Source organism: Streptomyces sp. NPDC001513, assembly GCF_042894695.1.
In the GTDB taxonomy this organism is placed as follows: domain Bacteria; phylum Actinomycetota; class Actinomycetes; order Streptomycetales; family Streptomycetaceae; genus Streptomyces.
Genome location: NZ_JBIAVU010000003.1, coordinates 395839 through 421131, shown reverse-complemented (window position 1 = coordinate 421131; position 25293 = coordinate 395839). Strand labels below are relative to the sequence as shown.

The 25293-nt window shown below is 73.6% G+C and carries 22 protein-coding genes; 8 read left to right on the top strand and 14 right to left on the bottom strand.

Annotated elements, in window-relative coordinates; translation table 11 throughout:
• Positions 1–97: 97 nt before the first annotated feature.
• A complete protein-coding gene (locus ACFYZ4_RS08475; RefSeq protein ID WP_384348390.1) occupies positions 98–751 on the bottom strand; it encodes a uridine kinase in 654 nt (217 codons plus the stop codon).
• Positions 752–844: 93 nt separating this feature from the next.
• Between ACFYZ4_RS08475 and ACFYZ4_RS08470 the strand changes: the two genes are divergently transcribed.
• A complete protein-coding gene (locus tag ACFYZ4_RS08470; RefSeq protein WP_390783397.1) occupies positions 845–2299 on the top strand; it encodes a WGR domain-containing protein in 1455 nt (484 codons plus the stop codon).
• Here ACFYZ4_RS08470 and ACFYZ4_RS08465 read toward each other — a convergent pair.
• Positions 2252–2656, bottom strand: a complete 405-nt coding sequence (locus ACFYZ4_RS08465; protein WP_351298474.1) for a cupin domain-containing protein — start codon at positions 2654–2656, stop codon at positions 2252–2254. The two genes, ACFYZ4_RS08470 and ACFYZ4_RS08465, sit on opposite strands and share 48 nt — an antisense overlap.
• 138 nt (positions 2657–2794) lie before the next feature.
• Here ACFYZ4_RS08465 and ACFYZ4_RS08460 point away from each other — a divergent pair, with 138 nt between their 5' ends.
• Entirely contained in the window at positions 2795–3451 is a 657-nt protein-coding gene (locus ACFYZ4_RS08460) for a DUF2293 domain-containing protein (RefSeq protein ID WP_390783396.1), read from the top strand.
• Here the strand turns inward: ACFYZ4_RS08460 and ACFYZ4_RS08455 are convergent.
• A complete protein-coding gene (locus ACFYZ4_RS08455) occupies positions 3444–4139 on the bottom strand; it encodes a chaplin (protein WP_390783395.1) in 696 nt (231 codons plus the stop codon). The two genes, ACFYZ4_RS08460 and ACFYZ4_RS08455, sit on opposite strands and share 8 nt — an antisense overlap.
• 126 nt (positions 4140–4265) lie before the next feature.
• Here ACFYZ4_RS08455 and ACFYZ4_RS08450 point away from each other — a divergent pair, with 126 nt between their 5' ends.
• Positions 4266–4814, top strand: a complete 549-nt coding sequence (locus tag ACFYZ4_RS08450; RefSeq protein ID WP_390783394.1) for a hypothetical protein — start codon at positions 4266–4268, stop codon at positions 4812–4814.
• On the opposite strand, the gene ACFYZ4_RS08445 is transcribed toward ACFYZ4_RS08450, so the two are convergent.
• The 3 genes from ACFYZ4_RS08445 to ACFYZ4_RS08435 all read right to left on the bottom strand — a co-directional run bounded on the left by ACFYZ4_RS08445 (position 4795) and on the right by ACFYZ4_RS08435 (position 10259).
• Positions 4795–6000 carry an SWIM zinc finger family protein gene (locus ACFYZ4_RS08445; protein WP_390783393.1) on the bottom strand — a complete coding sequence of 402 codons (1206 nt, stop codon included), beginning with the start codon at positions 5998–6000 and terminating at the stop codon, positions 4795–4797. The two genes, ACFYZ4_RS08450 and ACFYZ4_RS08445, sit on opposite strands and share 20 nt — an antisense overlap.
• Positions 5997–8849, bottom strand: a complete 2853-nt coding sequence (locus tag ACFYZ4_RS08440; protein ID WP_390783392.1) for an SNF2-related protein — start codon at positions 8847–8849, stop codon at positions 5997–5999. The genes ACFYZ4_RS08445 and ACFYZ4_RS08440 overlap by 4 nt, the downstream gene beginning before the upstream one ends.
• A gap of 111 nt (positions 8850–8960) precedes the next feature.
• Positions 8961–10259, bottom strand: coding sequence for a helix-turn-helix domain-containing protein (locus ACFYZ4_RS08435; RefSeq protein WP_390783391.1), 1299 nt, complete (start codon positions 10257–10259; stop codon positions 8961–8963).
• 172 nt (positions 10260–10431) lie between these two features.
• On the opposite strand from ACFYZ4_RS08435, the gene ACFYZ4_RS08430 reads away from it, so the two are divergent.
• Both ACFYZ4_RS08430 and ACFYZ4_RS08425 read left to right on the top strand, forming a co-directional pair.
• Positions 10432–11061: a hypothetical protein gene (locus ACFYZ4_RS08430; RefSeq protein ID WP_384348372.1), complete on the top strand. Its 630-nt coding sequence runs from the start codon at positions 10432–10434 to the stop codon at positions 11059–11061.
• Between the two features lie 68 nt (positions 11062–11129).
• On the top strand, positions 11130–11390 hold the full coding sequence (locus ACFYZ4_RS08425) for a DUF6343 family protein (RefSeq protein ID WP_384348420.1): 261 nt from the start codon (positions 11130–11132) through the stop codon (positions 11388–11390).
• 37 nt (positions 11391–11427) lie between these two features.
• On the opposite strand, the gene ACFYZ4_RS08420 is transcribed toward ACFYZ4_RS08425, so the two are convergent.
• The 4 genes from ACFYZ4_RS08420 to rpsA form a co-directional block, all read right to left on the bottom strand.
• Complete coding sequence (locus ACFYZ4_RS08420) at positions 11428–11814, bottom strand: tetratricopeptide repeat protein (RefSeq protein ID WP_351303128.1); 387 nt, start codon at positions 11812–11814, stop codon at positions 11428–11430.
• A 98-nt stretch (positions 11815–11912) separates the two neighbouring features.
• Positions 11913–12521: a dephospho-CoA kinase gene (gene coaE / locus ACFYZ4_RS08415; RefSeq protein ID WP_351595210.1), complete on the bottom strand. Its 609-nt coding sequence runs from the start codon at positions 12519–12521 to the stop codon at positions 11913–11915.
• A gap of 73 nt (positions 12522–12594) precedes the next feature.
• A complete protein-coding gene (locus ACFYZ4_RS08410; RefSeq protein WP_351303133.1) occupies positions 12595–13533 on the bottom strand; it encodes a PAC2 family protein in 939 nt (312 codons plus the stop codon).
• 175 nt (positions 13534–13708) lie between these two features.
• Positions 13709–15217: a 30S ribosomal protein S1 gene (gene rpsA / locus ACFYZ4_RS08405; protein WP_351303136.1), complete on the bottom strand. Its 1509-nt coding sequence runs from the start codon at positions 15215–15217 to the stop codon at positions 13709–13711.
• Between the two features lie 352 nt (positions 15218–15569).
• On the opposite strand from rpsA, the gene ACFYZ4_RS08400 reads away from it, so the two are divergent.
• A complete protein-coding gene (locus ACFYZ4_RS08400; RefSeq protein WP_351303139.1) occupies positions 15570–16418 on the top strand; it encodes a class I SAM-dependent methyltransferase in 849 nt (282 codons plus the stop codon).
• Positions 16419–16425: 7 nt separating this feature from the next.
• Positions 16426–19098, top strand: a complete 2673-nt coding sequence (locus ACFYZ4_RS08395) for an ATP-dependent RNA helicase (protein WP_390783390.1) — start codon at positions 16426–16428, stop codon at positions 19096–19098.
• Here the strand turns inward: ACFYZ4_RS08395 and ACFYZ4_RS08390 are convergent.
• The 3 genes from ACFYZ4_RS08390 to ACFYZ4_RS08380 form a co-directional block, all read right to left on the bottom strand.
• A complete protein-coding gene (locus ACFYZ4_RS08390) occupies positions 19088–20068 on the bottom strand; it encodes a DUF3068 domain-containing protein (protein ID WP_351301648.1) in 981 nt (326 codons plus the stop codon). The genes ACFYZ4_RS08395 and ACFYZ4_RS08390 overlap by 11 nt on opposite strands.
• 14 nt (positions 20069–20082) lie before the next feature.
• Positions 20083–20223, bottom strand: a complete 141-nt coding sequence (locus ACFYZ4_RS08385; protein ID WP_107050459.1) for an SPW_0924 family protein — start codon at positions 20221–20223, stop codon at positions 20083–20085.
• 170 nt (positions 20224–20393) lie between these two features.
• Positions 20394–21134, bottom strand: coding sequence for a hypothetical protein (locus ACFYZ4_RS08380; protein ID WP_390783389.1), 741 nt, complete (start codon positions 21132–21134; stop codon positions 20394–20396).
• 172 nt (positions 21135–21306) lie between these two features.
• Between ACFYZ4_RS08380 and ACFYZ4_RS08375 the strand changes: the two genes are divergently transcribed.
• A complete protein-coding gene (locus ACFYZ4_RS08375) occupies positions 21307–24066 on the top strand; it encodes an SIR2 family protein (protein ID WP_390783388.1) in 2760 nt (919 codons plus the stop codon).
• On the opposite strand, the gene ACFYZ4_RS08370 is transcribed toward ACFYZ4_RS08375, so the two are convergent.
• Positions 24067–25287 carry a lytic murein transglycosylase gene (locus tag ACFYZ4_RS08370; RefSeq protein ID WP_390783387.1) on the bottom strand — a complete coding sequence of 407 codons (1221 nt, stop codon included), beginning with the start codon at positions 25285–25287 and terminating at the stop codon, positions 24067–24069. It abuts the gene before it with no gap.
• Between the last annotated feature and the right edge of the window lie 6 nt (positions 25288–25293).

Below are 25293 nucleotides of genomic sequence, written 5' to 3'. Positions count from 1 at the left end.
GGCGCGGGGTCCGGGGCGGAGCCCCGATCTTTCAGCCGCACCGGCAACTCCGGCCCCGCCGGGGCCCGGGGCAGCGGCACCGCGCCCCGGGCCCGCCTCACCGCCCCAAAACCCGCACCCCAGTCCAGGCCGGATGCCTGGAATCGTCGGCCCGGACCACCACGTCCGCCCCCGCCCCCGGATCCACCTCCGCCTCGTACCGCGCGAACGCCGCCACCGTCCACCGCTCCGACTCCTCCGTCCGACGCCCCAGCGCCCCCGGCGACAGCCGGATGTGGACGCTCAGGTCGAAGGGGAACCACTGCCCGAGCAGCAGCGGACCGTGCACCAGCAGCACTCCCCCGGCCGGGAGTTCGGCGTACGGACTGCGCGTCGCCCGGTCGGTCACCGGGTCCCACAGGTCCGGCAGCACCCGCCCGCTCCCGCCGGGATCGGTCGGGCCGAACACCTCCCGCCAGAGCGCGGCCGTGTCGTACCAGCCGCCGAGGTACTGGTCCACGTCCTGCCGCCCGAACTCGAAGCGGAGGGAGGCGGGCCGCAGAAACCCGTCGGTCGCCACGACCAGCACCGCCCGGCCGCGCCTCCGCAACGCCTCCGCTAGCTCCTCCGCGAGCACGCCGGTCTCGGCGGCCGGTGCTCCGTCGATGCCCACTCGCTGCCAACTGCCCTGCTCGGGCAGGTTCTCGGGGTCGTCGAGGTGACCGGCGAGCCGCTCGGCCATCCGCTGCCATGTGATCGCTTCCCACTTCACCGGCCCATTGTCAGTGGTGGGCCTTAGCGTTTTTCACGAGGGATCACCGGCGGAAACGGAGCCGGCGGCCCGGCCTTCGGGGAGGGGTTTGTCATGGCTCGGGAGACGACGTATCTGGAGCTGTCGCAGGACGGCGGCGGGGCGCACAAGTTCTACGAGGTGACCGTCGACGGCACGGCCGTCTCCGTGCGGTACGGACGCATCGGCGCGGACGGCCAGTTGCAGAGCTCCTCGTTCCCGACCGCCGACAAGGCCCGGGCGGCCGCCGCGAAGAAGATCGGCGAGAAGGTCCGCAAGGGGTACGCCCCGGCGGTGCCGGGGCAGCGCGCCGCCCGCTCGGTGACCCGCCGCCAGGTGACGTCGGCGCCGTCGACGGCGCGGGCGGTGGCCCCGGTGCTGTGGCGTTTCCGCACCGGCTCCTCCGCTTTCGGGATCCACGTGGACGAGGACCGCTGCTGGGTCGGCAACCAGGCCGGTGATGTCTACACGCTGAGCCACGGCGGTGAGGTACTGGCCCGGTACGCGCTGCCGGACGGGGTGAAGTGCCTGGTGGCGGACGAGTTCTGGATATACGCGGGCTGTGACGACGGCACGGTGTACGACCTGTCGTCGAAGGTCCCCTTCGGTGCCTACGACATCGCGGAGGACGTGGACATCTTCTGGCTCGACATCCGCGAGGGCGTCCTGAACGTCTCGGACCGCAACGGCGGGCTGACGGTCATCGACCACGAGGACGAGTTCCAGTGGTCGAGGCGCTCGGCGGGCTCCAACGCGTGGATGGTCCGGGCGGACGTGGACGCCGTCTACCACGGGCACAGCAAGGGGGTGACGGCGTACGCGCCGGACGGCGGCCGGGAGCTGTGGCACACCGCGACCAACGGCTCGGTGCTGTTCGGCTGGCAGGAGGACCACGCGGTGTACGCGGGCACCGGGCGGAACACCGTGCAGCGGCTGTCGAAGGCGACGGGCGCGGTGGAGGCCACCTACCGGTGCGACGCGGCGGTGTATTCGTGCGCGACGTCACCGGACGGACGGCACGTCTTCGCCGGCGACCTCTCCTCCTCCGTGTACTGCTTCGACGCCGACGGGCAGCGGCTGTGGAAGCTGGGCACGGGCAGCGGGGCCGCGCTGTCCATGCAGTACCTGGACGAGCGGCTGTACCTGGTCACCACGGACGGTTCGCTGGTCTGCGTGGATGCGAGCGAGCAGGCGATCGCGGCGGCCCAGCAGGGCTCGGTGCCGGCTCCGGTGGACGTGAAGTCGGCGGCGGCGCTGCCGGTGTTCACCCCGGCCGCGTCGGCCTCGGCGGTGGCGACGGTTTCGATGGCCGTGGTGGCTTCGGAGGCGGCCGGCGGGGTGGTGGTGGAGTGTGTCCAGCAGGGTGGCCGGATGCGGGTGCAGGTGGTGTCGGACGGCTTCGAGCCCTCGTGGAACGTGCAGTTCCCGCGCGGGATACGGGAGCCGGGCGCCCGGTACGTGGTGGAGGGGCTGCACGCGGCCTCAGGTGGCTTCTACCGGGTCCGCGGAGAAATACGACGGCTTGTGTGAGCGGCAGGCCGCCGGGGTGGCACCGGCCGGGGCCGGCGTGGGTATCGCGAAGGGCGTCCCTTCGGGGAGCGCGGGGGTCACGTAGAGCACGACCGGCTCGGTGCCGAGGTTGTGGCCCAGGTGGATGTGCCCGATGCCCGCGGGTTCCACGAAGGTGGTCCCCGTCCGATGCACCTCGACGGTGCGGTCGTGCAGGACCCGGGTCAGGGTCCCCGCCAGCACCACGGCGTCCAGCCGGACCCGGTGGAAGTGCCAGCCGGTGCAGCCGCCGGGCGGGATGACGATCCTCCGGCCCGACGGGGCCGCGCTACCGCGTGCCCTGCCCGGCCGTGCCGTCGTCGCCTGCCGTCCGCCCATGTCTCCTCCTCCGTGGGCCGACCCCCGGCCCACGGCCCCACCGTAGAAGGCGCCCCGGCATCCAGGAAGACTTGATGAAACATCAACCGCCCCTCCCCACCAGGTGATATGAGGCTCATACGGCGGTATCACACCTGTATGAGCCTGGTGGTGTTCGAGTCCCTGAAGCAGATCCACTGCGCCGAGTGCCGACAGGGCCCGCTCCGGCACCTCGTGCGCGAGGCGGGCGTGCCGCGCTGCCTGGACTGCGCGGATCTGGGGCACCTGGTCTACCTGCCGCGCGGGGACGCCGCGCTGACCCGCCGTTCACGTGAGGCCAGTTCGCTCTCGGCCGTCGTCGTCCGCTTCCACAAGCGCCGCCGTCGGTACGAGCGGCTGGGGCTCCTCGTCGAGGACGCCGCCCTGGCCCGGGCGGAGCGCGAGTGTCTCGCGGACGCCGAGGCACGGGCGCGCCGGCGGGAGCGTGACCGGCTGCGCCGCACGGCCGAGGACACCCGGTTCACGGCGGCCTTCGCCGCCGAGATAGTGCGGCTGTTCCCCGGGTGTCCGGCCGATCGGGCGGTGGCGATCGCCCTGCACGCCTCGGTGCGCGGCAGCGGCCGGGTGGGCCGCACCGCGGCCGGCCGGGCCCTCGACGAGTCGGCGGTCTCGGTCGCGGTGCGGGCGGCGGTGCGGCACACCGACACCGAGTACGACGCGCTGCTGATGGCGGGCGTCCCCCGGTTCGCGGCCCGGGCCCGGCTGGCCGCGCGGATCGACGCCATCCTGGACGGGTGGCGTACGGAGCCTAGTTGAGGCGGAAGCGGCGGTAGAGGAGGACACCGCCGAGCAGGAGCGCTCCGCTGCCGGGCAGCAGGTATCCGAGGCCGTCGGCCCCGGTGTGGGCGAGGGCCTCGGTGTGCCGCGGCGGTGCGGGCGGGGTGACCGGCCGTTCGGTGACGGGCGGTTCGATGACGTGCGGTTCGGTGACGGGCGGCTGGGCGGGCTTGCCACCGGTGGGCTCCTCGCCGTTGACGGAGGTGTTGCCGTGCGAGGAGTTGCCGACGCCGACGACGCTCACGGAATTGCCGCTGAGGTTGAGCGGGAGCTCGACGGGAAGCTGCAGGCCGTTGCCGGACAGCACTCCGGGCGAATCCTTTCCGCGCCCTTCCGCCACGGCCCCTCCCCCGTTCCCCGCTCCGGGTTTCGACGGATGGGAGGTCCTCGGCCCGGGATGCCCGCCACCTCCTCCCGGTGTCGCGTTGGCACAGCGGTTCCCGGCGGCCGAGTTGAGCACGCCGACCACGCTCACGGTGTTCCCGCACACGTTCACCGGGACGTGCACGGGCAGCTGTACCAGATTCCCGGACAGCAGCCCGGGCGAGCCTTCGGCCCGGCCGCCCGCGTCCGCATCGGCGTAGGCGAAACCGCCCACGCCCGCGACCGCCAGTCCACCTCCCGCAACCACCGCCGCGATCAAGCCATTCCGACGACTGTGACGCATGAGTTTCCCTGCCTTCCGGAGGATTCGCGGGTGCTGCACCCGCACCGGAGATAACGCGGTAAACCCATTCGGGTTATAGAGCCGGTAGGCATTTCACTCCATCGTGTACTGGGTAGTGCCTACTTCATGACCGATCGCCCGCTGCTCCTCCTCGACGTGGACGGACCGCTCAATCCCTTCCGTTCGCCCCTCGCCGGCCTGCGCGGCTACCAGAGCCACCGGATGCGGCCGGACGTCTGGCTCTCCTACCGCGACCCGGAGTCGCGCAGCGCCCGGCGCGGCGCGCGGGTCCGCCTCCACCCGTCCCACGGGGCCCGGCTGTTGGCCCTGCCCTTCGAGCTCGCCTGGGCCACCGCCTGGACACACCAGGCCAACACACTGATCGCCCCGCACATCGGGCTCCCCGGAGACCTGTCCGTCATCGACTGGCCGGAACTCTTCGTCGAGGACCCCGACGGGCTCTCCTGGAAGACCCGGCACCTCGTCGCATGGGCGGCGGGCCGGCCCTTCGCCTGGGTCGACGACATGATCAACCCCCGCGACCGCGCCTGGGTCGCCGCCCACCACCCGGGCCCCGCCCTCCTCCTGCGCATCCATCCCCGCCACGGTCTGCGGGACCGCGACTTCACCACGTTGACGCGCTGGGCGGCCGGGCTCAGCCCAGCAGAGCGGTGACCGGGTCCGTGGAGGGACGGCCCCTGGGCCACCAGTCGTTGTCCCCCATGCGGTCCTCGTAGCAGTACCAGAGGCCCTCGCGGCCGAGGCGGAGCTGGCGGGTGTGGATCGTCAGGCGGTTGCGGTCCGGGCGGAAGGAACCCTGGCCCGCGGCGAGCAGGGCCGGCCGGGCCCGGTCGAAGGGGCCCGCGGGCGGGTCCCAGGGCTCTTCGAGGGCGGCCAGTGCCGGACGGCCGCCCTGGCGCCACGCCGCGGCGGCCCGGGCGAGCTCGGTGGTCGTACGGCCGGTGGCGCGGGCCAGGTCCCGGTAGAGGGTGCGGGCCGTGCCCGTCAGGCCCGCCGTGGGGTGCGCGGAGGCGAGCCGGACCGCGTCCTGCCAGAGGCCGAGCCCCGCGATCGGGTCCTCGCCGGTGGTGAGGAGGGCGAGGGCGCGGGCGGCCGCGTCGCAGGCGAGCTGGTCCAGGGCCAGCGGGTCCGGGGCAGCCGGATCGGCCGGATACGCGGGCGGGAGCCCCGCGGCGGCGGGCGCCGGGAGCGGCGCGGGCAGCGGCGGCAGGCTGGTGCGGGCGAGCGCCGCCCGGGCCGGCACGCCCGGGAAGTCCGCCGCCGCGTCGGGCTGTTCGCGCGCGGCGTGGGCGGCGTTGCGGCGGGCGAGCTCGTCGAGGAGCTCCCGCTCGCCCCGGCCGCGCAGGAGCAGCAGGACGAAGGGGTCCTCGTCGAGGAGACGGGCCGCCCGGTAGCAGAGGGCCGCCGCGTGCTTGCACGGCGGACGCCCGAAGTCCGGGCAGGAGCAGTGCGGGACGAGCTCGCCCGCGCCGGGCAGCACGGCCCCCGCGAGCGACTGCGGCACCTCCCGCTCCAGCAGCGAGGCGAGCGCGGCGGGGTCGGCCGCGACCGCCTCCAGCAGTTCGTCCCACTCCGGGTCCGCGAACGCGGGCAGGGTCAGCTCGGTGCGGTACGGCCGGGGCCGGCTGCCCCGGACGTACGCCACGATCCGGCCGGGGGTGACGGTGACCGCGTCGACGTGCCCCTCCTCGGCGTACGTACGCCCCCGTCCCAGGCGGGCGCCGTCGCGGGAGACCTCCTCCAGCGCCGACACCCAGGCCCGGCCCCACCAGCTGACCGCCTCGACCCCGGCGGGCACGGTCTCGAAGGTGCGGCGGCGGTCGTCCCGCGCGGTGATCATGCGGGCCTCCGCAGGGAGACGAGGTCGGCCAGCTCGCGGTCGGTCAGCTCGGTCAGCGCCGACTCGCCCGACCCGAGGACGGCATCGGCCAGGGCCCGCTTCGCCTCCAGCATCTCGGCGATGCGGTCCTCGACGGTGCCTTCGGCGATGATCCGGTGGACCTGTACGGGCTGGGTCTGGCCGATGCGGTAGGCGCGGTCGGTGGCCTGTTCCTCGACGGCCGGGTTCCACCAGCGGTCGAAGTGGATGACGTGGCCGGCCCGGGTGAGGTTCAGGCCGGTGCCCGCCGCCTTCAGGGACAGCAGGAAGACGGGGACCTCGCCCGCCTGGAACCGGTCGACGAGCTCCTCCCGGCGCGGCACCGGCGTCCCGCCGTGCAGCAGCTGGTGGGAGATCCCCCGGGCCGTCAGGTGCCGTTCGATCAGGCGGGCCATCGTCACGTACTGGGTGAAGACGAGGACCGAGCCGCCCTCGGCCAGGATCGTGTCCAGCAGCTCGTCCAGCAGGGCGAGCTTCCCCGAACGGTGTCCGATCCTGGGCTGCTCCTCCTTGAGGTACTGCGCCGGGTGGTTGCAGATCTGCTTGAGCGAGGCCAGCAGCTTCATGATCATGCCGCGTCGTTCCATGCCCTCGCTCGACTCGATCACGGCCATCGCCTCGTCCACGGCGGCCTGGTAGAGCGAGGCCTGCTCCCGGGTGAGCGAGACGGGGTGGTCGGTCTCCGTCTTCGGCGGCAGCTCGGGCGCGATCCCCGGGTCGGACTTCTTGCGCCGCAGCAGGAACGGCCGGACGAGCGCGGACAGCCGGGCGACCGCCGCCTCGTTGCCGCCGTCCTCCTCCGTCTGGTGCTCCACCGGGCGGGCGTGGCGCGCCCGGAAGGCCGTGAGCGGCCCCAGCAGACCCGGCGTGGTCCAGTCGAGCAGCGCCCACAGCTCGGAGAGGTTGTTCTCCACCGGGGTGCCGGTCAGCGCCACCCGGGCCGGCGCCGGCACCGTGCGCAGGGCCTTCGCGGTCGCCGAATGCGGGTTCTTGACGTGCTGCGCCTCGTCGGCGACGACCATGCCCCAGCTCTGTGCCGCCAGCAGGGCGGCGCTGGCGCGCATCGTGCCGTACGTGGTGAGCACGAACCCGCCCGCACAGGACGTCAGGTCCTCGATGCTGCGGCCGCCGCCGTGGAAGCGGCGTACGGGCGTGCCGGGGGCGAACTTCTCGATCTCCCGCTGCCAGTTGCCCAGGAGGGACGCGGGACACACCACGAGCGTCGGCTCGGGCCGGTCCCGGTGCAGGTGCAGCGCGATCAGCGTGACGGTCTTGCCGAGGCCCATGTCGTCGGCGAGGCAGCCGCCCAGACCGAGGGAGGTCATCAGGTCCAGCCAGGCCAGGCCGCGGGCCTGGTAGTCGCGCAGGGTGGCCTTGAGGGCGGCGGGCTGCGGGAGCGGCGCCAGCTCCGCCGTCAGCCGCTCGCGCAGGGCGGCCAGGGATCCCACCGGCACCGCCTCGACGGGCTCGCCGTCGACCTCGGCCGTCCCCGACAGCGCGACGGCCAGCGCGTCCACCGGGTCCAGCACGCCCAGCTCCCGCTTGCGCGCCTTGCGCACCAGCTCCGGATCGACGCGCACCCACTGGTCCCGCAGCCGCACGACGGGCCGGTGGGCCTGCGCCAGCGAGTCCATCTCGCCCGGGGTGAGCCGGTCCCCGCCCAGCGCCAGCTCCCAGGAGAAGGCGAAGAGGTGCTCGGCGTCGAAGAAGGCGGTGCCGTCGGTCGCGGAACCGGGCGCGGTGGACCGTACGACGGCGGTCGCGGACAGCGTACGGGCCAGCTCGCGCGGCCAGTGGACCAGGACCCCGGCGGCCGCCAGCCGGCTCGCGGCCACCCCCAGCAGGTCCTCCAGCTCCGGGTCGGACAGGGCGAGGGCATCGGGCACGGGCTGGTCCAGCAGCCGCAGCAGGGGCGGCCAGACCCGTGCGGCCCGGCGCAGCGCGAGCACGGCGTCGATCCGGGCGCGGGGACCGAACCCGGCGGCGGCCGTGCCCGCCCACAACCGCGCCGCATCGGTGACCAGCGTCGGATCGGCGAGGCTGTGCACCTGGACGACGGCGGCCCCGGCGCGCCGGACGCCCTCGCCCTCGGCTTCGTCGAAGAGGCGGAAGGAGGACAGGTCGAGCCGCAGCGAGATCCCGACCCCGGCGTCGGCTCCGGCGGCGACCTGCGCGGCCCAGTCCTGTATCCCGGGCACCCGCTGCGCCTCCCGCGCGGCGAACGGCCGCCCGGCGGCCACGGCCGCGGCCGGGGTACGGGGCAGGCTGTCGGCGACGGCGTCGAGGAACGCGCGGACCAGCGCCTCCGGTTCGGGCAGCCGGAGCGGACGGCGCCCGGCCAGGGGCGTCGCGTACCCCTCGTGCGGGAGGGCCTCGGCGACCGCGCGCAGGTGGTCGATGTCGGCGGCGTCGAGCGGCCCGGCGCGCCAGGCGTCCATGCCCTCGGGGGTGAGCCCGGGGAGCAGCCGGCCGCGGGCGGCCAGGGTGAGGGCCTGCGTGGCGGCGGTCCCCCAGGCACGGGTGGCGGGGTGCGCGGCGGGGCTGCGGGGCGCCCGCGCGAGCAGGGGCAGCGCGGAGGCGACGGAGAAGGTCACGGCGGGCACGGTCCGGCTGCGGACCCCGTCACCGTGCGGGCGTACGACGGTGAGCGGCGCCGGCGTACCCACCTCGGGCAAGGCGTCCCCGTCGGGCGACCAGAAGGCGACCCGCCCCTCGCGGGGGACGGGGGCGGGCAGGAAGACGGCGGCGTGGCGCAACAGCGCGGCTGCCCCCGGCTGCGGCTGCGTCCCCGACTGCGACTGCGGTGTCACCTGTCCCCCTCCCCCGTCTTTCCCGTCGATCTGCTTGCGGATTGCGGGTCTGCTGACATCCCCTGCCGACGAGTCTAGGCGCGGCCACCGACAACGCCTCTGACCTGCGGATCAGCGCCCCCAGCGACCCTGCTCCGGCGCGTACCCGTACACCGGCCGGCCGGGGGCGGCGCTCGTGCGCAGCGGCCGCCCGCCGTCGTCGATGCGCAGGGTGCCCGAGCCGGACGGCCCGGACCACCGGAGGTCGAGGGACCAGTCGCAGTCGCAGCCCGTGGTGACGGCCTCGACCCGCAGGACGACCGGTTCGGCCGCCGAGACGCGCATCGGGAAGGCGGGCGCGGGCAGCGTGCTCCCGGCGTCGTTCCCGGCCACCGGGCGGGCCAGCGGGCGCGGCGCGTCCAGGTTGACGGCGAAGACGGCCGGGGTGAGTGCCCCGCCGCAGCCCTGCGACATCTGGTAGACGTTCCAGGCCGGCGGGGTGCGGCGGCCCGCCACGCGGACCTCCAGGTCCTCCAGGACCACGGCTCCCGGGCCCGTCCCGTGCAGGGTGACCTCCACGATCTGCGTCCCGGCGTGCACGGCGCGCAGCTTCGACGCCCAGGCGGGCGCGTCCGCCTCCACGGGCGGCGGGGGCACCGAGCCCGGACCCCGCTCGGACAGGTAGGCGTGATCGCAGCCCGCGGTCCACACGTGCGAGCGCACCGCCGCCTTCAGGGGTGCGGCCGTGGACGGGGGCGGGACCGTCCGTGACGAGGTGGAGGGCGCGGCGGTCGCCGGACCCGGACCACCCGCCGGTGACGAGGGTTCCGGTGCGGTCGCGGTCCCGGATGCCGACGCCGATGCCGTTGCCGTTCCCGGGGCGGATGCCGTTCCGGAGGCACCGGCGGATGCCGCGGGCGCCGCCGTGCCCGGTCCGGACCCCGTCCCCCCGCCCGTCCACGCTCCGGCCCGCGGCGCACGGGGTTCGGGGCCGGCCGCCGCCAGCAGAGCCACGGCGACCGCGCCCGCCGCCACCCCCGCGGTGGCGACCAGGGCCGCCCGCCTCCGGTACCAGGGCCTGCCGACGACGGCCGCCGCCGGCTCCCCCACGACGACGACGGGTTCCGACCCCGACCGCGAATCCGACTCCGCCATCGGCTCCGGCTCCGGCTCCGCCGGCACCCCCGCCCGCCGCCGCGCATCGGCCAGCAGCCACGCCCGGTGCAGGTCCACCGCCTCCCCCGGCGACGCCCCGCACGCCCGTGCGAAGCGGTCCACCACCGCGAACTCCGCGGGCAGCGCATCCCCGTTGCAATAGCGGTGCAAGGTCGACGTACTCGTGTGCAGGCGGCGCGCCAGGGCGCCGTAGCTCAGCCCGCCACGCTCCTTCAGCTCCCGCATCAGCCGCGCGAAATCCTCGGCCTCCCTCACCGTGTTCCCCCGTCCGGTGTCCCGTGATTGCGTTCCATGCCTGAGGTGTTCCCCCAGGTGACAGCCCCTACGGCCGTTCCAGCGTCCCGAATTCGCCCCAAACCGTGGCCGGCCGGGCGGCCCGGGGAACAGGCTCGTCAGGCACACCGAACCACTCACGGGGAGACCGTTCATGTTCCGACGCACCGACACCGTCGCCACGCTCGCCACCGCGCTCGTCGCGGCGGCCGCCGCACTCGTCCTCACCGCCTCGACCTCCGCCACGGCCGCCACCGCGACGCCCGTCCCGCCCGGCTTCCTGGCGGGCACCGACCTGCCGCCGCACCCCGGCTCGGCCTGGTACCCGGGCAAGATCACCAAGGGGCTGCCCGAGTTCGCGCCGTTCTGCCTGGACGGCGTGCTTCCGGCGGCGGGCAGCTGGCACCGCACCTTCGGCACCGAGTTCGACACCGGCGCCGTGCAGATCTCCGTACGCTCCGCCTCGCCCTCCGCGGCCGCCCAGCTCGTCGGCACGCTGGAGCGCAAGGTCGCGGCCTGCGCCGCCGACTGGCTGCGGACGACCCCGGGCGGCACCGCTTCCTGGGACGACTACGGGACGCTCCCCGTCGAGGAGGGCGCACACGTCTACGGGGTCCACGCCTCGATCCCCGAGTCCGAGCCCGGCGTGCACCTGTTCGGGATCGGACGCGACGGCTCCACCGTGACCGTCGTGACGTGGGGCGAGATGGGCGACCTGTCCCACGCCCCGGTCGCCGCGTTCAAGAAGACGACGACGACGGCCGTGAACAAGCTCAACCCGTAGCCGGCAGCCGGGCAGCGCCCGGCCCCCGGTGCACCGGAGTGGGACCATGGACAGGAGAGGCGATGACCATGCGTTCCGGGAATGAGCCGGTGACCGCGCGCAGTCCGCTGCGGCTGCGGTTCTGGCTGGGTGTGTGGGGGCTGATCTGGGCCGCCGCCGGGACGGCCGCCTTCTCGCTGGCGGGCCGCCCCGGATGGGCGGTCGCCTGCGGGGCCCTGGCGGTCGTCGTGACCGTGGACCTGGCCATGATCGTGCGCCACATCCGGCAGGGGCCGCACTACCAGCCCGGCCGGGACGTCCCGCCGTACGAACCGCCCCGCGACCGGTGAACCGGCAGCCGGGCACGGGCACCGGTGGGCAGCAGGCTCAGGCCTGGTCCTCGAAACGGGCCGCCGCGAGGTACTCGGGCTGCGGGTCGAGGGCGGCGGCCAGGCGGAAGTGCTTGCGCGCCTGCTCCGGCCGGCCCGCGCGCTCATGGGTGCGGGCCAGCGCGAAGTGGGCGAAGGCGTTGTCCGGCTCCCGCTCCAGCACCAGCTCGAACTCCAGCTCCGCCGGGCGCAGTTGGGCGGCCGCGAAGAAGGCCCGGGCCCGCAGCAGCCGGGCCGACGTGTTCTCCGGGTGGGCGGCTATGACCGAGTCGAGCAGTTTGATCGCGCCGCGCGGGTCGCGCGCGGCCAACAGATGCTCGGCGGCCCGGTAGTCGATGACGTGCGTTTCCGGGCTGGACGGCGTGGGGCGCGTGGTCTCGGACACGGTCTGGATCCTTCCCTCTACGGGCGCGTTCAACGCCCCCACCACAGCCGGTATTCCATGCACACGTCACGGCGTCCGGGCGGTCGCCCGGACGCACGTCAGGGGGTGCCGGCGGCGGCCCGCGCCGTGAGCTCCTCCCACACCTTGCGCACCTGCGGCTCCAGCGCCTCCAGCGGCCCGTCGTTGTCGATCACGAGGGTCGCCACCGCGAGCCGCTGCTCCCGCGTGGCCTGCGCGGCCATCCGGGCGCGCGCCTCCTCCTCGGCCATCCCGCGCAGGGCGGTCAGCCGCGCCAGCTGCGTCTGCGGCGCCGCGTCCACCACGACCACCAGGTCGTAGAGCGGTGCCAGGCCGTTCTCCGCGAGCAGCGGTACGTCGTGCACCACGATCGCGTCGGCCCCCGCGGCGGCTTCCAGCTCGGCCGACCGGGCCCCGACCAGCGGGTGCACGATCGCGTTGAGCGTCTGGAGCTTCGCCTGGTCCGCGAAGACGATGGACCCGAGCTTCGGCCGGTCCAGCACCCCCTCGGCGGTCAGCACCGACTCCCCGAAGGCCGCCACGACGGCCGCGAGCCCCGGCGTACCGGGCTCCACCACCTCGCGCGCGATCCGATCGGCGTCGACGACGATCGCCCCGTACCCCGCCAGCAGTCGCGAGACCTCGCTCTTGCCGGCACCGATTCCGCCCGTCAGTCCTACTTTCAGCATGCCCGCAGCCTAGGCCCTGTCCGGGCGACAGTGACCAGGCCCTGTCCCCCGCGCCCCTACAGCCCGGTCGGCGTCAGTTCTCGCCCTCGCGCTCCGCCAGGAACCGCTCGAACTCGCGGCCGATCTCGTCCGCCGACGGGATCTCGGCCGGCTCGGCGATCATGTTGCCCCGGGTCTCGGCTCCGGCGGCCGCGTCGTACTGGTGCTCCAGCCCCTGCACCAGGGCGACCAGCTCCTCGTCGCCCTCCCGGATCTGCCGGTCGATCTCCGTCTGCGTGCGGTGCGCCTCGGTCCGCAGTGCGTGCGCCACGGCCGGCAGGACCAGCCCTGTCGCCGCCGTGATCGCCTCCAGCACCGTCAGCGCGGCGTCCGGGTACGGGGAGCGCGCGACGTAGTGCGGTACGTGCGCGGCGACACCCAGCACGTCGTGCCCGGCCTGGGCCAGGCGGAACTCCACCAGGGACTCCGCGCTGCCCGGCACCTGGGCCTCGTCGAAGGGGCTGCGGTGCCCCGGCATGAGGTCGGTGCGGTTGCCGTGCGGGGTGATGCCCACGGGGCGGGTGTGCGGAACGCCCATCGGAATGCCGTGGAAGTTGACCGCGAGCCGGACCCCGAGGCGCTCGACGATCTGCCGGACGGCGACGGCGAAGCGCTCCCACTCCACGTCCGGCTCCGGGCCGGACAGCAGCAGGAAGGGGGCTCCGGTGGCGTCCTGGACCAGCCGGACCTCCAGCCGGGGCTCCTCGAACTCCGTCCAGTGGTCGCGCTGGAACGTCAGCAGCGGGCGGCGCGCCCGGTAGTCCACCAGCCGGTCCGCGTCGAAGCGGGCGACCACCTGGTGGGGCAGCGTGTCCAGCAGCCGCTCGACGATCTGCTCGCCGGCCTCACCGGCGTCGATGTACCCCTCGAAGTGGTACAGCATGACCAGCCCGGCCGAGTCCTGGGCGACCGCCAGGTCGGCCACCGCCAGGCCCTTGGCATCCCATTCGTACAAACCCTGTGGATCAAGCACCGTCAACCACTCCTCCTCGCCGCGTTCTCTGCCAAGAACGTCCAAGGCGGCGCCACCATTCCCCAGTTGGCCGCATTCACAGGAAACGCGGTGAGGCCCGCCCCCCGAAGGGGACGGGCCTCACCGTTCAACTCAGTTCAGCTCTGCTCACACCGGAGTGTGACGCGCGCTGCGATCAGCTCTGGCCGCCGGCCAGCTTCTCGCGGAGCGCGGCCAGGGCCTCGTCCGACGCCAGGGCGCCGGAGGTCTCGTCCGACTCCGAGGAGTACGAACCACCCGAGATGCCCGCACCGGCGTTGCCGGTGGCGGCCGGGGCGGCAGCACCCTCGGCAGCAGCGGCCTCGTCGGCCTCGCGGCTCTTGATGACCTGGGCCTGGTGCTGCTCGAAGCGCTGCTGCGCCTCGGCGTACTGGGTCTCCCAGGCCTCGCGCTGCTTCTCGTAGCCCTCGAGCCAGTCGTTGGTCTCGGGGTCGAAGCCCTCGGGGTAGATGTAGTTGCCCTGGTCGTCGTACGACGCGGCCATGCCGTACAGGGTCGGGTCGAACTCGACCGACGCCGGGTCGGCACCGAAGGACTCGTTGGCCTGCTTCAGGGACAGCGAGATCCGGCGACGCTCGAGGTCGATGTCGATGACCTTGACGAAGATCTCGTCGTTGACCTGGACGACCTGCTCCGGGATCTCCACGTGGCGCTCGGCCAGCTCGGAGATGTGGACCAGACCCTCGATGCCCTCGTCCACGCGGACGAACGCACCGAACGGAACCAGCTTGGTGACCTTACCCGGGACGACCTGACCGATCTGGTGGGTCCGGGCGAACTGCTGCCACGGGTCCTCCTGCGTCGCCTTCAGCGACAGGGAGACGCGCTCGCGGTCCATGTCAACGTCGAGAACCTCGACGGTGACCTCCTGGCCGACCTCGACAACCTCGGACGGGTGGTCGATGTGCTTCCAGGACAGCTCGGAGACGTGGACGAGACCGTCGACGCCACCCAGGTCCACGAAGGCACCGAAGTTGACGATCGAGGAAACGACGCCGGAGCGGACCTGACCCTTCTGCAGGGTGGTGAGGAACGTCTGGCGAACCTCGGACTGGGTCTGCTCGAGCCAGGCGCGGCGGGACAGGACCACGTTGTTGCGGTTCTTGTCCAGCTCGATGATCTTCGCCTCGAGCTCCTTGCCCACGTAGGGCTGGAGGTCGCGGACGCGACGCATCTCGACGAGGGAGGCCGGCAGGAAGCCGCGGAGGCCGATGTCGAGGATGAGACCACCCTTGACGACCTCGATGACGGTACCGGTGACGATGCCGTCTTCTTCCTTGATCTTCTCGATCGTGCCCCAGGCGCGCTCGTACTGCGCACGCTTCTTGGACAGGATCAGACGGCCTTCCTTGTCCTCCTTCTGGAGAACCAGGGCCTCGATCTCGTCGCCAACCTTGACGACCTCGTTCGGGTCGACATCGTGCTTGATCGAGAGCTCACGGCTCGGGATCACGCCTTCGGTCTTGTAACCGATGTCGAGCAGGACCTCGTCCCGGTCGACCTTCACGATGACGCCGTCGACGATGTCGCCGTCGTTGAAGTACTTGATCGTCTCGTCGATCGCGGCGAGGAATGCTTCCTCGTCACCGATGTCGTTGACCGCAACCTGCGGGGTGGTGGCGGTGGTCTCGGTGCTGCTCGTCATGTGGGTAAGGGCTCCGGTTACGGACAGAAAGTCGTAGGTACTGCTACGCCGGGAGCCCTTATCGGCATCTGCCGAAGCCGGACAGCCAAGGAGACCCCCATTTCCGCGAAGTGCGGCGGGGCCTCGAAAACCGAGGGGACATCAACAGATACAAGCGCAGCCTGCTAGGTCTGAGGAGCACAGGCTCGCAGCGCAACTTGTAGCATACGGGGGCGGCCGGACAGGGTCAATGCGCGAAGGCGCACACCCCGGGCGGATCACCGCATAACCGGCACAATTCGTGGGCGGGAGCGCCTTCCTGACGCTTCCTGCCACTTTCCGAAGACATTCGCAGACTACGACGACGGGCCCCATGAACCAAGAGGACTACGCCCCCGAAGACGCGTACGGAGCCGATCCCGGCTCCGTGGAAGACGCCGAGGCCACACGGCGTGACGCGGGGGAAGCGGAGAGCAGCCGGGCGAGCCGGGGCTGGTGGGACCGCAACGCCGACGACTACCAGAGCGAGCACGGCGCGTTCCTCGGCGACGACCGCTTCGTATGGGGACCCGAGGGGCTGGACGAGGCGGAGGCGGGCCTCCTCGGCCCCGCCGCCTCCCTCAAGGACAAGGACGTCCTGGAGATCGGCGCCGGCGCCGCCCAGTGCTCGCGCTGGCTCGCCGCGCAGGGCGCCCGCCCGGTGGCCCTCGACCTCTCCCACCGCCAGCTCCAGCACGCCCTGCGCATCGGCGATGACGTCCCCCTGGTCGAGGCCGACGCCGGACGCCTCCCCTTCCGCGACGGCTCCTTCGACCTGGCCTGCTCCGCCTACGGCGCGGTCCCCTTCGTCTCCGACCCCGTCAACGTCATGCGCGAGGTGCGCCGCGTCCTGCGCCCCGGCGGCCGCTGGGTCTTCTCCGTCACCCACCCCATCCGCTGGGCCTTCCCCGACGAGCCCGGCCCCGAGGGGCTGTCCGTCGCCGCCTCCTACTTCGACCGGACCCCGTACGTGGAGCAGGACGAGCAGGGGCGCGCGGTGTACGTCGAGCACCACCGCACCCTCGGCGACCGGGTCCGCGACGTGGTGGCGGGCGGCTTCCGCCTGGTCGACCTGGTCGAGCCGGAGTGGCCCGAGTGGAACAGCCAGGAGTGGGGCGGCTGGTCCCCGCTGCGCGGCAACCTGATCCCCGGCACCGCGATCTTCGTGTGCGAGAGGGACTGAGACACCGGTGACCCGACAGCTCCGCCAGGCCGCCCTCGACGCCCTTCCCGTAGGGGAGGCCGTGCCCGCGCTCGTCTCCGCGCTGGACGGCCACGGCACAGCGGTGCTCTGCGCCCCGCCCGGCACCGGCAAGACCACGCTGGTGCCGCTGGTGCTGGCCGGGCTGGTGGGCGGTGGGCCGCGGCGCCGGGTCGTCGTCGCCGAGCCGCGCCGGATCGCCGCCCGGGCGGCGGCGAGGCGGATGGCCTGGCTGCTGGGCGAGGCCGTCGGCGGTTCGGTGGGCTTCACCGTGCGCGGGGAACGGGTGGCGGGGCCGCAGACGGTGGTCGAGGTCGTGACCACGGGCGTACTGCTCCAGCGTCTCCAGCGCGACCAGGAGCTCGCGGGTGTCGACGTGGTGGTCCTGGACGAGTGCCACGAACGGCACCTGGACGCCGACACGGTCGCCGCCTTCCTCCTCGACGTACGGGAGACCCTGCGCCCGGAGCTCCGGCTCGTGGCGGCTTCGGCGACCACGGACTCCGCCGGCTGGGCGCGGGTGCTGGGCGGCGCGCCGGTGGTGGAGGCCGCGGGCGTCTCGTACCCGGTGGAGACCGTCTGGGCGCCACCGGCCCGGCCGGTGCGGCCCCCGCACGGGATGCGGGTGGATCCGGCGCAGCTCACGCACGTGGCGTCGGTGGTGCGGCGGGCCCTGTCCGAGCGCGCGGGCGACGTCCTGTGCTTCCTGCCCGGTGTGGGCGAGATCGCCCGCGTCGCCGGGCAGCTGGGCGGGGTGGACGCGGAGGTGCTCCAGATCCACGGCCGGGCCCCGGCGGCCGTGCAGGACGCGGCGCTGACCGCCGCGGACCACCGCCGGGTGATCCTTTCCACGGCGGTGGCGGAGTCGAGCCTGACCGTGCCGGGGGTGCGCGTGGTGGTGGATTCGGGGCTGGCCCGCGAGCCCCGGGTGGACCATGCCCGGGGGCTGGGCGCGCTGGCGACCGTACGGGCGTCCCGCGCGGCCGGGCGGCAGCGGGCGGGCCGGGCCGGGCGTGAGGCGCCGGGCGCGGTGTACCGCTGCTGGGCGGAGGCGGAGGACGGCCGGCTGCCCGCGTTCCCGTCGCCGGAGATACGCATCGCCGACCTGGCGCAGTTCGCCCTGCAGGCGGCGTGCTGGGGCGACCCGGACGCGTCCGGGCTGGCGCTGCTGGACCCGCCGCCGGCCGGAGCGATGGCCGCGGCGCGGGAGGTGCTGCTCGCGGTGGGCGCGGTGTCCCCTGCGGGGCGGCCGACCGCGCGCGGGCTGCGGATGGCGCGGCTGGGGCTGCACCCGCGGCTGGCCCGCGCCCTGCTCGACGGCTCGGCCGCGCTGGGGGGCCGGCGGGCGGCGGAGCTGGTGGCACTGCTGAGCGAGGAGCCGCCGCGGGAGTACGGGGACGACCTGGCCGCGGCCTGGCGGCGGGCCCGCGCGGGCGGTGACGCGTACGCGGCGCGGTGGCGGGCGGAGGCCGGGCGCCTGCAGCGTGCCGCCGCCGAACGAAACCCTGCGGGGCCCTCCCCCACCCCGCCCCTTCCCGAAACCGGGGCTCCGCCCCGGACCCCTTCGGGGGCTCCGCCCCCGGACCCCAGCGCCTCAAACGCCGGCGGGGCTGAAAGTCCAGCCTCGCCGGCGTTTGAGGCGCGGGGTCTGGGGCGGAGCCCCAGTGGCGCAGCCGTGCCCGATGACCTCGCCGCAGGGCTCGTCGCCGCGCTCGCGTTCCCCGAGCGGGTCGCCAGGGCCAAGGGCCAGGGGGCGTTCCTCATGGCCTCCGGGACCGGGGCCGAGCTCGGCGACGGGTCGGGGCTGCGCAGCGCGCCCTGGCTGGCCGTCGCCGTCGCCGACAGGCCCCCGCACTCCGCCTCCGCGCGCATCCGGCTGGCCGCCGTCATCGACGAGGACACCGCCCGGGCCGCCGCCGCCCACCTGTGGACCGAGGGCGAGGAGGTGCGCTGGGAGGACGGGGACCTGATCGCCCGCGCCGCGGAACGGCTCGGGGCGATCGAGCTCGCCGTACGCCCCCTGCGCACCCCGGACCCGGCCCTCGTACGGGCCGCCCTCCTCGACGGGCTCCGTGCCGAGGGGCTCAGCCTGCTGCGCTGGTCCCCGGACGCGCAGGCGCTCCGCGCCCGCCTCGGCTTCCTGCACCGCACGCTCGGCGGCGCGTGGCCCGACGTGGCGGACGACGGCGCCCTGCTGGACCGGGCCGACGACTGGCTGGAGCCCGAGCTGTCGCGGGCCCGGCGCCGCGCGGACCTCGGGCGGATCGACGCCGGGCAGGCCCTGAACCGGCTGCTGCCGTGGGCCACCGGTGAGGCCGCCCGGCTGGACGAGCTGGCTCCGGAACGGCTGGAGGTGCCGAGCGGATCCCGGATCCGGCTGGACTACTCCGCCGAGCACGGGCAGCCGGTGCTCGCGGTGAAGCTCCAGGAGCTGTTCGGGCTGGCCGAGACCCCGAAGGTGGCCGGTGTGCCGGTGCTGGTGCACCTGCTGTCGCCCGCCGGCCGGCCCGCGGCCGTCACGGCCGACCTCGCCTCCTTCTGGCAGGGCGGCTACCGCGCCGTCCGCGCCGAGCTGCGCGGCCGCTACCCCAAGCACCCCTGGCCGGAGGACCCGGCCACCGCCGAGCCCACCCGCCACACCAACGCCCGCCTCAGGCGCTGATCCCTTCCGCCTTCTCCCGGACCCGGCGGCCGCGGGCCTCCAGCCACAGCGCCAGCGCGAGCAGCGCGAGCCCGCCGGCCGTCAGGCCGATCGGTGCGTAGGTGTGCAGCGCGAGGACCTTCGTACGGTTGGCCTTGACCAGGTCGACGGTGTAGTCGGAGTAGTCCTCGCGCATCGTCACGTGCCCGGCGAAGGCGGTGAGCTTGCCGTCGGGGCCGCCCGCCGCGATGCCGCCGCGCATCTCCTGCTGGATGTCCTGCTCGGCGTTGACCGGCGCTCCGGTCACCGGGTCGACCCAGAACCTCGCCTTGGCGGTGTACCAGAGGGTGGTTCCGGTGGCCGCCTCGATCGTCGACGGGTCGATGCCCTCGATCGGCATCTTCTTCGGCATGGCGACCTTGGTCCAGGGGATCGTCTGCTCGAAGTAGTAGACGTCCATGCCCTTGAACGTGCGCGGTCCGACGTAGTGGATCGGCGAGGAGGTGCGGGTCTGCGCGTCGAAGTACAGGTAGTCGCGCGGCTCGGTGAAGAACGGCCACTTGAACTCGATGCCCTCGCGCTTGACGGGGTCGCCGTCGACCATCTCGCCGGTGGCGTGCACCGGGTCCTGGGTGTGCGCGTCGAAGATGTAGCGCTCGGGGATCTGGGAGACCATCTTGCCGTCGGGGCCGATGATGTAGGACAGCGTGTCCCAGACGACGACGTCCTTGCCCGCGCTCGACTCGATCTCCTTCGACGCCTCCACGTTCCCCTTGAGGGTCTGGACGATCGTGACCTTGTCGACCTTCTTGGGCTGCATGCCGCCGGTGTAGTCGAGGAGGGTCGCGTCCTTCGCCTCCAGGACCATCTCCTGGTACTGGCTCGGCGGGATCTTGGCGAGGCGGGGGTACGCGTACCAGCGCAGCAGCGGCGCGAGGGCTGCGCAGAACACGGCTAGGGCCAGCAGGACAAGGCTCGCTCTGCGTCGCAAGGCCGGGCCCTCCTCTACTTTCCGGGCGCGGGGGGCGCGGTGGTGAGCAGGGGCCTGGGTGAGGTCTTGCCCTCGGGCGCCCCGAACGCCGTGACGGCGAGGACGAGGAGTACCGCGAGGACGAGCCCGCTGGCGGCGGCGATGAATGCGCGCATGCCGGGCCTCCGGAATCTGATAGGGCGTCAGGGCGGAGGCACCGTAGCAATGCGGAGGCGAGATGAGAACCGTCTGCACGGCGGATCATGCGAAACGCCCCCTGACCTGCGAGCAAGCCGCATATCGGAGGGCGTTTTCGTGTGGTTTGGCCGGTTCGTCCCGGCCCGCTTCACGGCGCGGCGGGGTCCGGGTCCCTGTTCTGCACGGCGCCGTTCTGCACAGCGCCGTTCTGTACGCCGCCGTTCTGCACGGCGGCCAGCTTGTCCCGTCGGTCCCGGTCTCCGTCGCCCTTCGTGCTGAGGATCGTGTCGCAGATCTCGCGCAGCTTGTCCGTCGCCTGCTTGGAGAACAGGCCGCACAGCCCGGCGATGCCGGAGAAGCCGTACGGGTTGGTCGCCCCCGCCCCGGAACTCCCCGCGAACAGGCCGCCCCGCAGCAGCAGGTACACCAGCAGTGCCAGCGCGACGCCGATGCCCGCCCGGAGCAGGTACCACCACAGCCAGCTCGCGTACAGCCGCCGGTTGCCCACGTACGTCGCGAACGAGGTGGCCGCGTGGACGAAGCTGCCGAGGGCGCTGCAGAGGATCACCGCGAGGAGCATGGCGACATCGGCGGTGAGGGCCCATTCGCCCAGGCCCAGGGGCGACCACCGCACCGTGGAGGTCACGTCCGTCCCGGGCGCGACCAGGGCGAGGAGGATCGGCCACAGGCTCAGCAACCCGCCGCACAGCAGGACCACTTCCGCCAGCAGCAGGAGGCCGAGGGCCGCTGTGGCCGCCGTCGGCAGGTGGTGCTGCCGAGCGCCGGCGGTGGCGCCGGGGCCGGCGGTGGCGCCGAGGCCGACGCCGGGGCCGGGGCCGTCTGCGTGCTCCGCCGTCTCCGCACCCTGCCGAGGGACTGTCCCGCTCAACCGTTCGCCTCCGTCGATCGCTTGTCCGGATGCGACCGGCCGTCACCCGTCCGGTCCCTCACTGTGTCGCTCAAGTACCGAGCCTCTCAAGTTCGTTGGGGAGCAGCCGACGTGCACGCGGCAATAGACTCCCATGCCTCTGCAGGGCAACGCGACGTACGAGGGACGTTCGATGAACACGATCGGAATCAAGGCCGGCGAGGAGAAGGCCCTCATCTACCGGTTGAGGTCTCTGCTGACCGAGCGCAGCCGGCCGGTGGCCTTCATCGTCGGATCGGGCATCAGTGCAGGTGCGGTCGACGGCGTGCGGGCGATCGTGGCCTCGATGCGCACGATGATCGGCGATCCGGGAGAGATCGCGTTGTTCGACGGACGGGTGACGGGCCCGTCCGACGCCGAGAAGTACCAGCAGGCAGCCGACTTCGCCCTGGAGTTCCGGGACCAGGACTGGCTCAACCTCGTCATCCGGCAGGCGGTCCTGGGCGCCTGCCCGGACCTCACGCCCGAGGAGCGGAACCGGCTCGCCCGGGCCGATGAGAAGGAGTTGGAGGCCTTCGAACGAACTTCCCCCAAGTGGCGTCTGAACCCTGCCACGGAGGGGCTGGGCCGTCTCCTCCAGCTGCTGCCACGAGAGCGCCGCGGGCCGGTGATCACCACGAACTTCGATCCGCTGCTGGAGATCGCGGTGCGCCGGGCCGGCGCCCGCGCGAGCTGGCAGCAGATCGACCTCGACGGCAAGCTCAGCCGGGGTGAGGACGAGGACGCCGTCGACATCGCGCACGTCCACGGCTACTGGCGCCGGGGCGACACCCTGCACACCGTGCACCAGCTGCAGAAGCCGCGGCCCCAGCTCCACGGCAGCCTGCGCGGCTCGCTCAGCGGCCACGCCGTCGTCGTCGTGGGCTACAGCGGCTGGGACGACGCCTTCTCGCGCTCGCTGCGCGAGTTCGCCCGGGAACAGGACATGCAGCGCACCGACCTGATCTGGTGCTCCTACGACCCGCTCACCGACGAGAGCTTCTCCTCGGGTCTGCTGGCGGAACTCCTCGGAGCGCCCCGGCGGAGCTTCTACCACGGGATCGATGCCAATCGCCTTTTTCCCGGGCTGGTCGACAGCTACGTGGCGGCGGTCGAGTGCCCCCACGGCTGGCGCCGCATCGACCGCCCCCTCCTCGACGACCTGGGTACGAGGACACCGGGCGCGGCGGAGGCCGTCGCCTTCTTCGACGGCGCGCAGCCGGACTGGCCCGAGGCGCTGGATCCGCGGATTCCGCGCCTGTCCCTCGTCGGCGAGCTCACCGAGGCGGTGGGCCGGTGCCTCGACGGTGCCGGTGGCAGCGGTGGCGCCGGCGGTGACGGGCGGATCGTGGCGGCGGTGGGCCCGATGGGCGAGGGCAAGTCCATGGCACTGCGCCAGGCCACCGTCGATCTGGCGCGCACGCGCGACGACGTCACCGTGCTGTGGCGGGAGCGCGGAACGTCCGTCGACCCCGAGGCGGTCCTGGCCATTCCGCAGCGCGCGGGACAGCACATCCTGCTGGTCAGCGACGACGGAGCGCACGTCATCGACGACCTCAAACGGCTCATGCCCCTGGCCAAGGCGCAGGGCCGTACGGACATCCACGTGCTGTTGGCCGCTCAGGAGTGGGAGTGGCGCAACCGCCGCCCTTGGCAGGACCTCGGCGGCTTCCTGGCCGACACCGTGAAGGTCCACGGTCTCCTGGAGCAGGACGGGGAGGACATCGTCACCGCCTGGCGGGACTGCGGCGCGCTGCGCGAACTCGCCAAGACGCCCGAACGCGAACGGGCCCGCAAACTGGTCGACTTGTCGCAGGCGACCTTCGGGCGGCAGGAGAGTTCCCTCGTGGGGGCCATGCTGGCCCTGCGGTACGGTCCCCTGCTGGGCGAGCACGTCGAGGAGTTGCTGCGGCGGATCGAACGACACCCCATGCTGCGCGAGGCCTTCCTGATGATCTCCGTGCTGCACGCCGCCTTCCACGACAAGGACCGCCGCATCCGACCGTTGTCCCTGCGGATCCTCGCGCAGGCACTGGAGATGAAGCAGACCGACATCGAGATGCGGGTCGAGGACACCCTCCGCAAGGAGGCAGGCCTGTCCGACCACGGCGAGAACCTCTGGGTGCGGCACGTCTCCATCGCCGAGGCCGCACTCCGGATCAGCCGCGCGCAGCGCCCCGACGAACTCGTCCCCCTCATCCGCAAGGTGGTCGGGGCGGCCGTGCGGCTGTCCCCCGCCATGAGCACCCCGGACCACGACCTCTACTCGGCCGCGTACCTGTCTGCCCGGCTCGAGATCGCGGAGGAATCCGTCGCGGCCGCTGAAACCGCCGTCGCCGTCGCACCGGCCCGGCTCAGCTACCGGACGAGCCTCGTCGCCGCCCTGCGCATCGCCAAACGGCTTCAGGAGGCCGGCGAGGCCGCCGAGCGGGCGGCCAAGGAGATGCCGTCCATGACCGACCCCGAGTCGAAGTTCGGCTTCCTCCTGGAGTGGGCAACGGTGGCGGGGCAGGACCACCGTCCCGAGAGCAACGCGCTCCTGATCGGCGCGGCGCTGGCGCTGCCCCTCGAGGAGCACCAGCGCGTGTACGCCCTCGTGAACATGGGCGTACCCCTCAGGAACCTGCACGAGCAGAGCGCGGACCCGGTGTACCTGGAGGCCCTGCGGGGCGTGGTGGGGCTGCTACAGGCGCGCCAGGCCAGCCGCCAACAGAAGGCCTATCTCCGCCGACACGCCACCTACCTCACCCAATGCGGGGCCATCCCCCTGGCCGGTGAGGACGACGCCTGGGACGCGCTGCAGACCGCCCTGGACAAGCTGCGCCCGAACGCCCACCCCACGCTGGTCCCGCATCTGAAGTCCGCCGGCGCATCGGTACGCCCGCCGAAGGGCGCCCCGGACCTGTCCATGTGACTACGGGGTGGCCCCGGGGGTCGGCCGGGCCGCCTCCGGCGTGGAGGACGGGGACACGGATGCGGAGGCGGAGGCGGACGGCGTGGGCTTCGGCGCCGGGGTGGCCTTCGGGGGCGTGGTGGCCGTCGGCGAGGGCTTGGAGGTCGGCGTCGGGGTGGGGGTCGGCGTCGGCGTGGGAGTCGGCGTCGGGTCCGGAGTCGGCGTAGGCGTAGGGGTAGGGGTCGGCGTAGGCGTGGGCTTCGGGTCCGGCGTGGGCTCGGGGTCCGGAGTCGGCTTCGGCGTCGGGGTGGGGGTCGGCGTAGGCGCGGGCGGCGTGGGGCTGGGCTTCGGTGCCGGTGCCGGTGCCGTGGGCGTGCCCGCCGCCGTGCCGGGGCGGTCCGGGACCTCGTGCGTGCCCTTGAGGTAGTACGTGAACCAGGACCGGACCGTCCGCAGGTACTCCGTGGAGTGGTTGTAGGAGAGCACCGCCCGGTCCAGGTCCGCCTCCACCTGCAGGTCCCGGGTGCCCGCGCACAGGTAGCGGGCGGCCGCGAGGGCCGCGTCGTGCACGTTGTTCGGGTTGCGGCGCCCGTCGCCGTCCGCGTCCTGGCCCCATGCCGCCCACGTGGAGGGGATGAACTGCATCGGCCCGACCGCCCTGTCGTACCGGGCGTCCCCGTCGTAGGCCCCGCCGTCCGTGTCGGAGATGTTCGCGAAGCCGTTGCCGTCGAGCACGGGACCCAGGATCGGCCGCAGTGTGGTGCCGGCCGCGTCCACCTGGCCGCCGCGTGCCTGCCCGGACTCCACCTTGCCGATCGCCGCGAGGAGTTGCCAGCGCAGTCCGCATCCGGGGTCGCTCTGCGCCACCGTCTTCTCCGCGCGCAGGTAGGCCGCGAGCACGCTCGCCGGTATGCCCTGTGCCCCTTCGGCCGGTCCGGTCCCGGCGAGCACCGGCACCGCCGCCGGCTCCGGAGCCTGCGGCTGCGCCGGCTGCGCCTCGTCGGGCAGCACGGCGGCCGGCGGCTCCGGGCTCACCAGGGGCGGAAGTTCGGTGAAGTAGTCGGAGTCGCCGCCGCTCGCCTCCGCCGGGAGGGCCGGTTCGCCCTCACCGACGGCGACCGTGCGGTCCTCGCCCGCGCCCGCCGGACCCTGCGAGGCGGTGAGCGCGGCAGCCACCAGCGCGGAGACCAGGGCGGCTGCCGCCCCCTTGCGCAGCCTGCGTCCGATTATTCGAGCCGACATGATCCG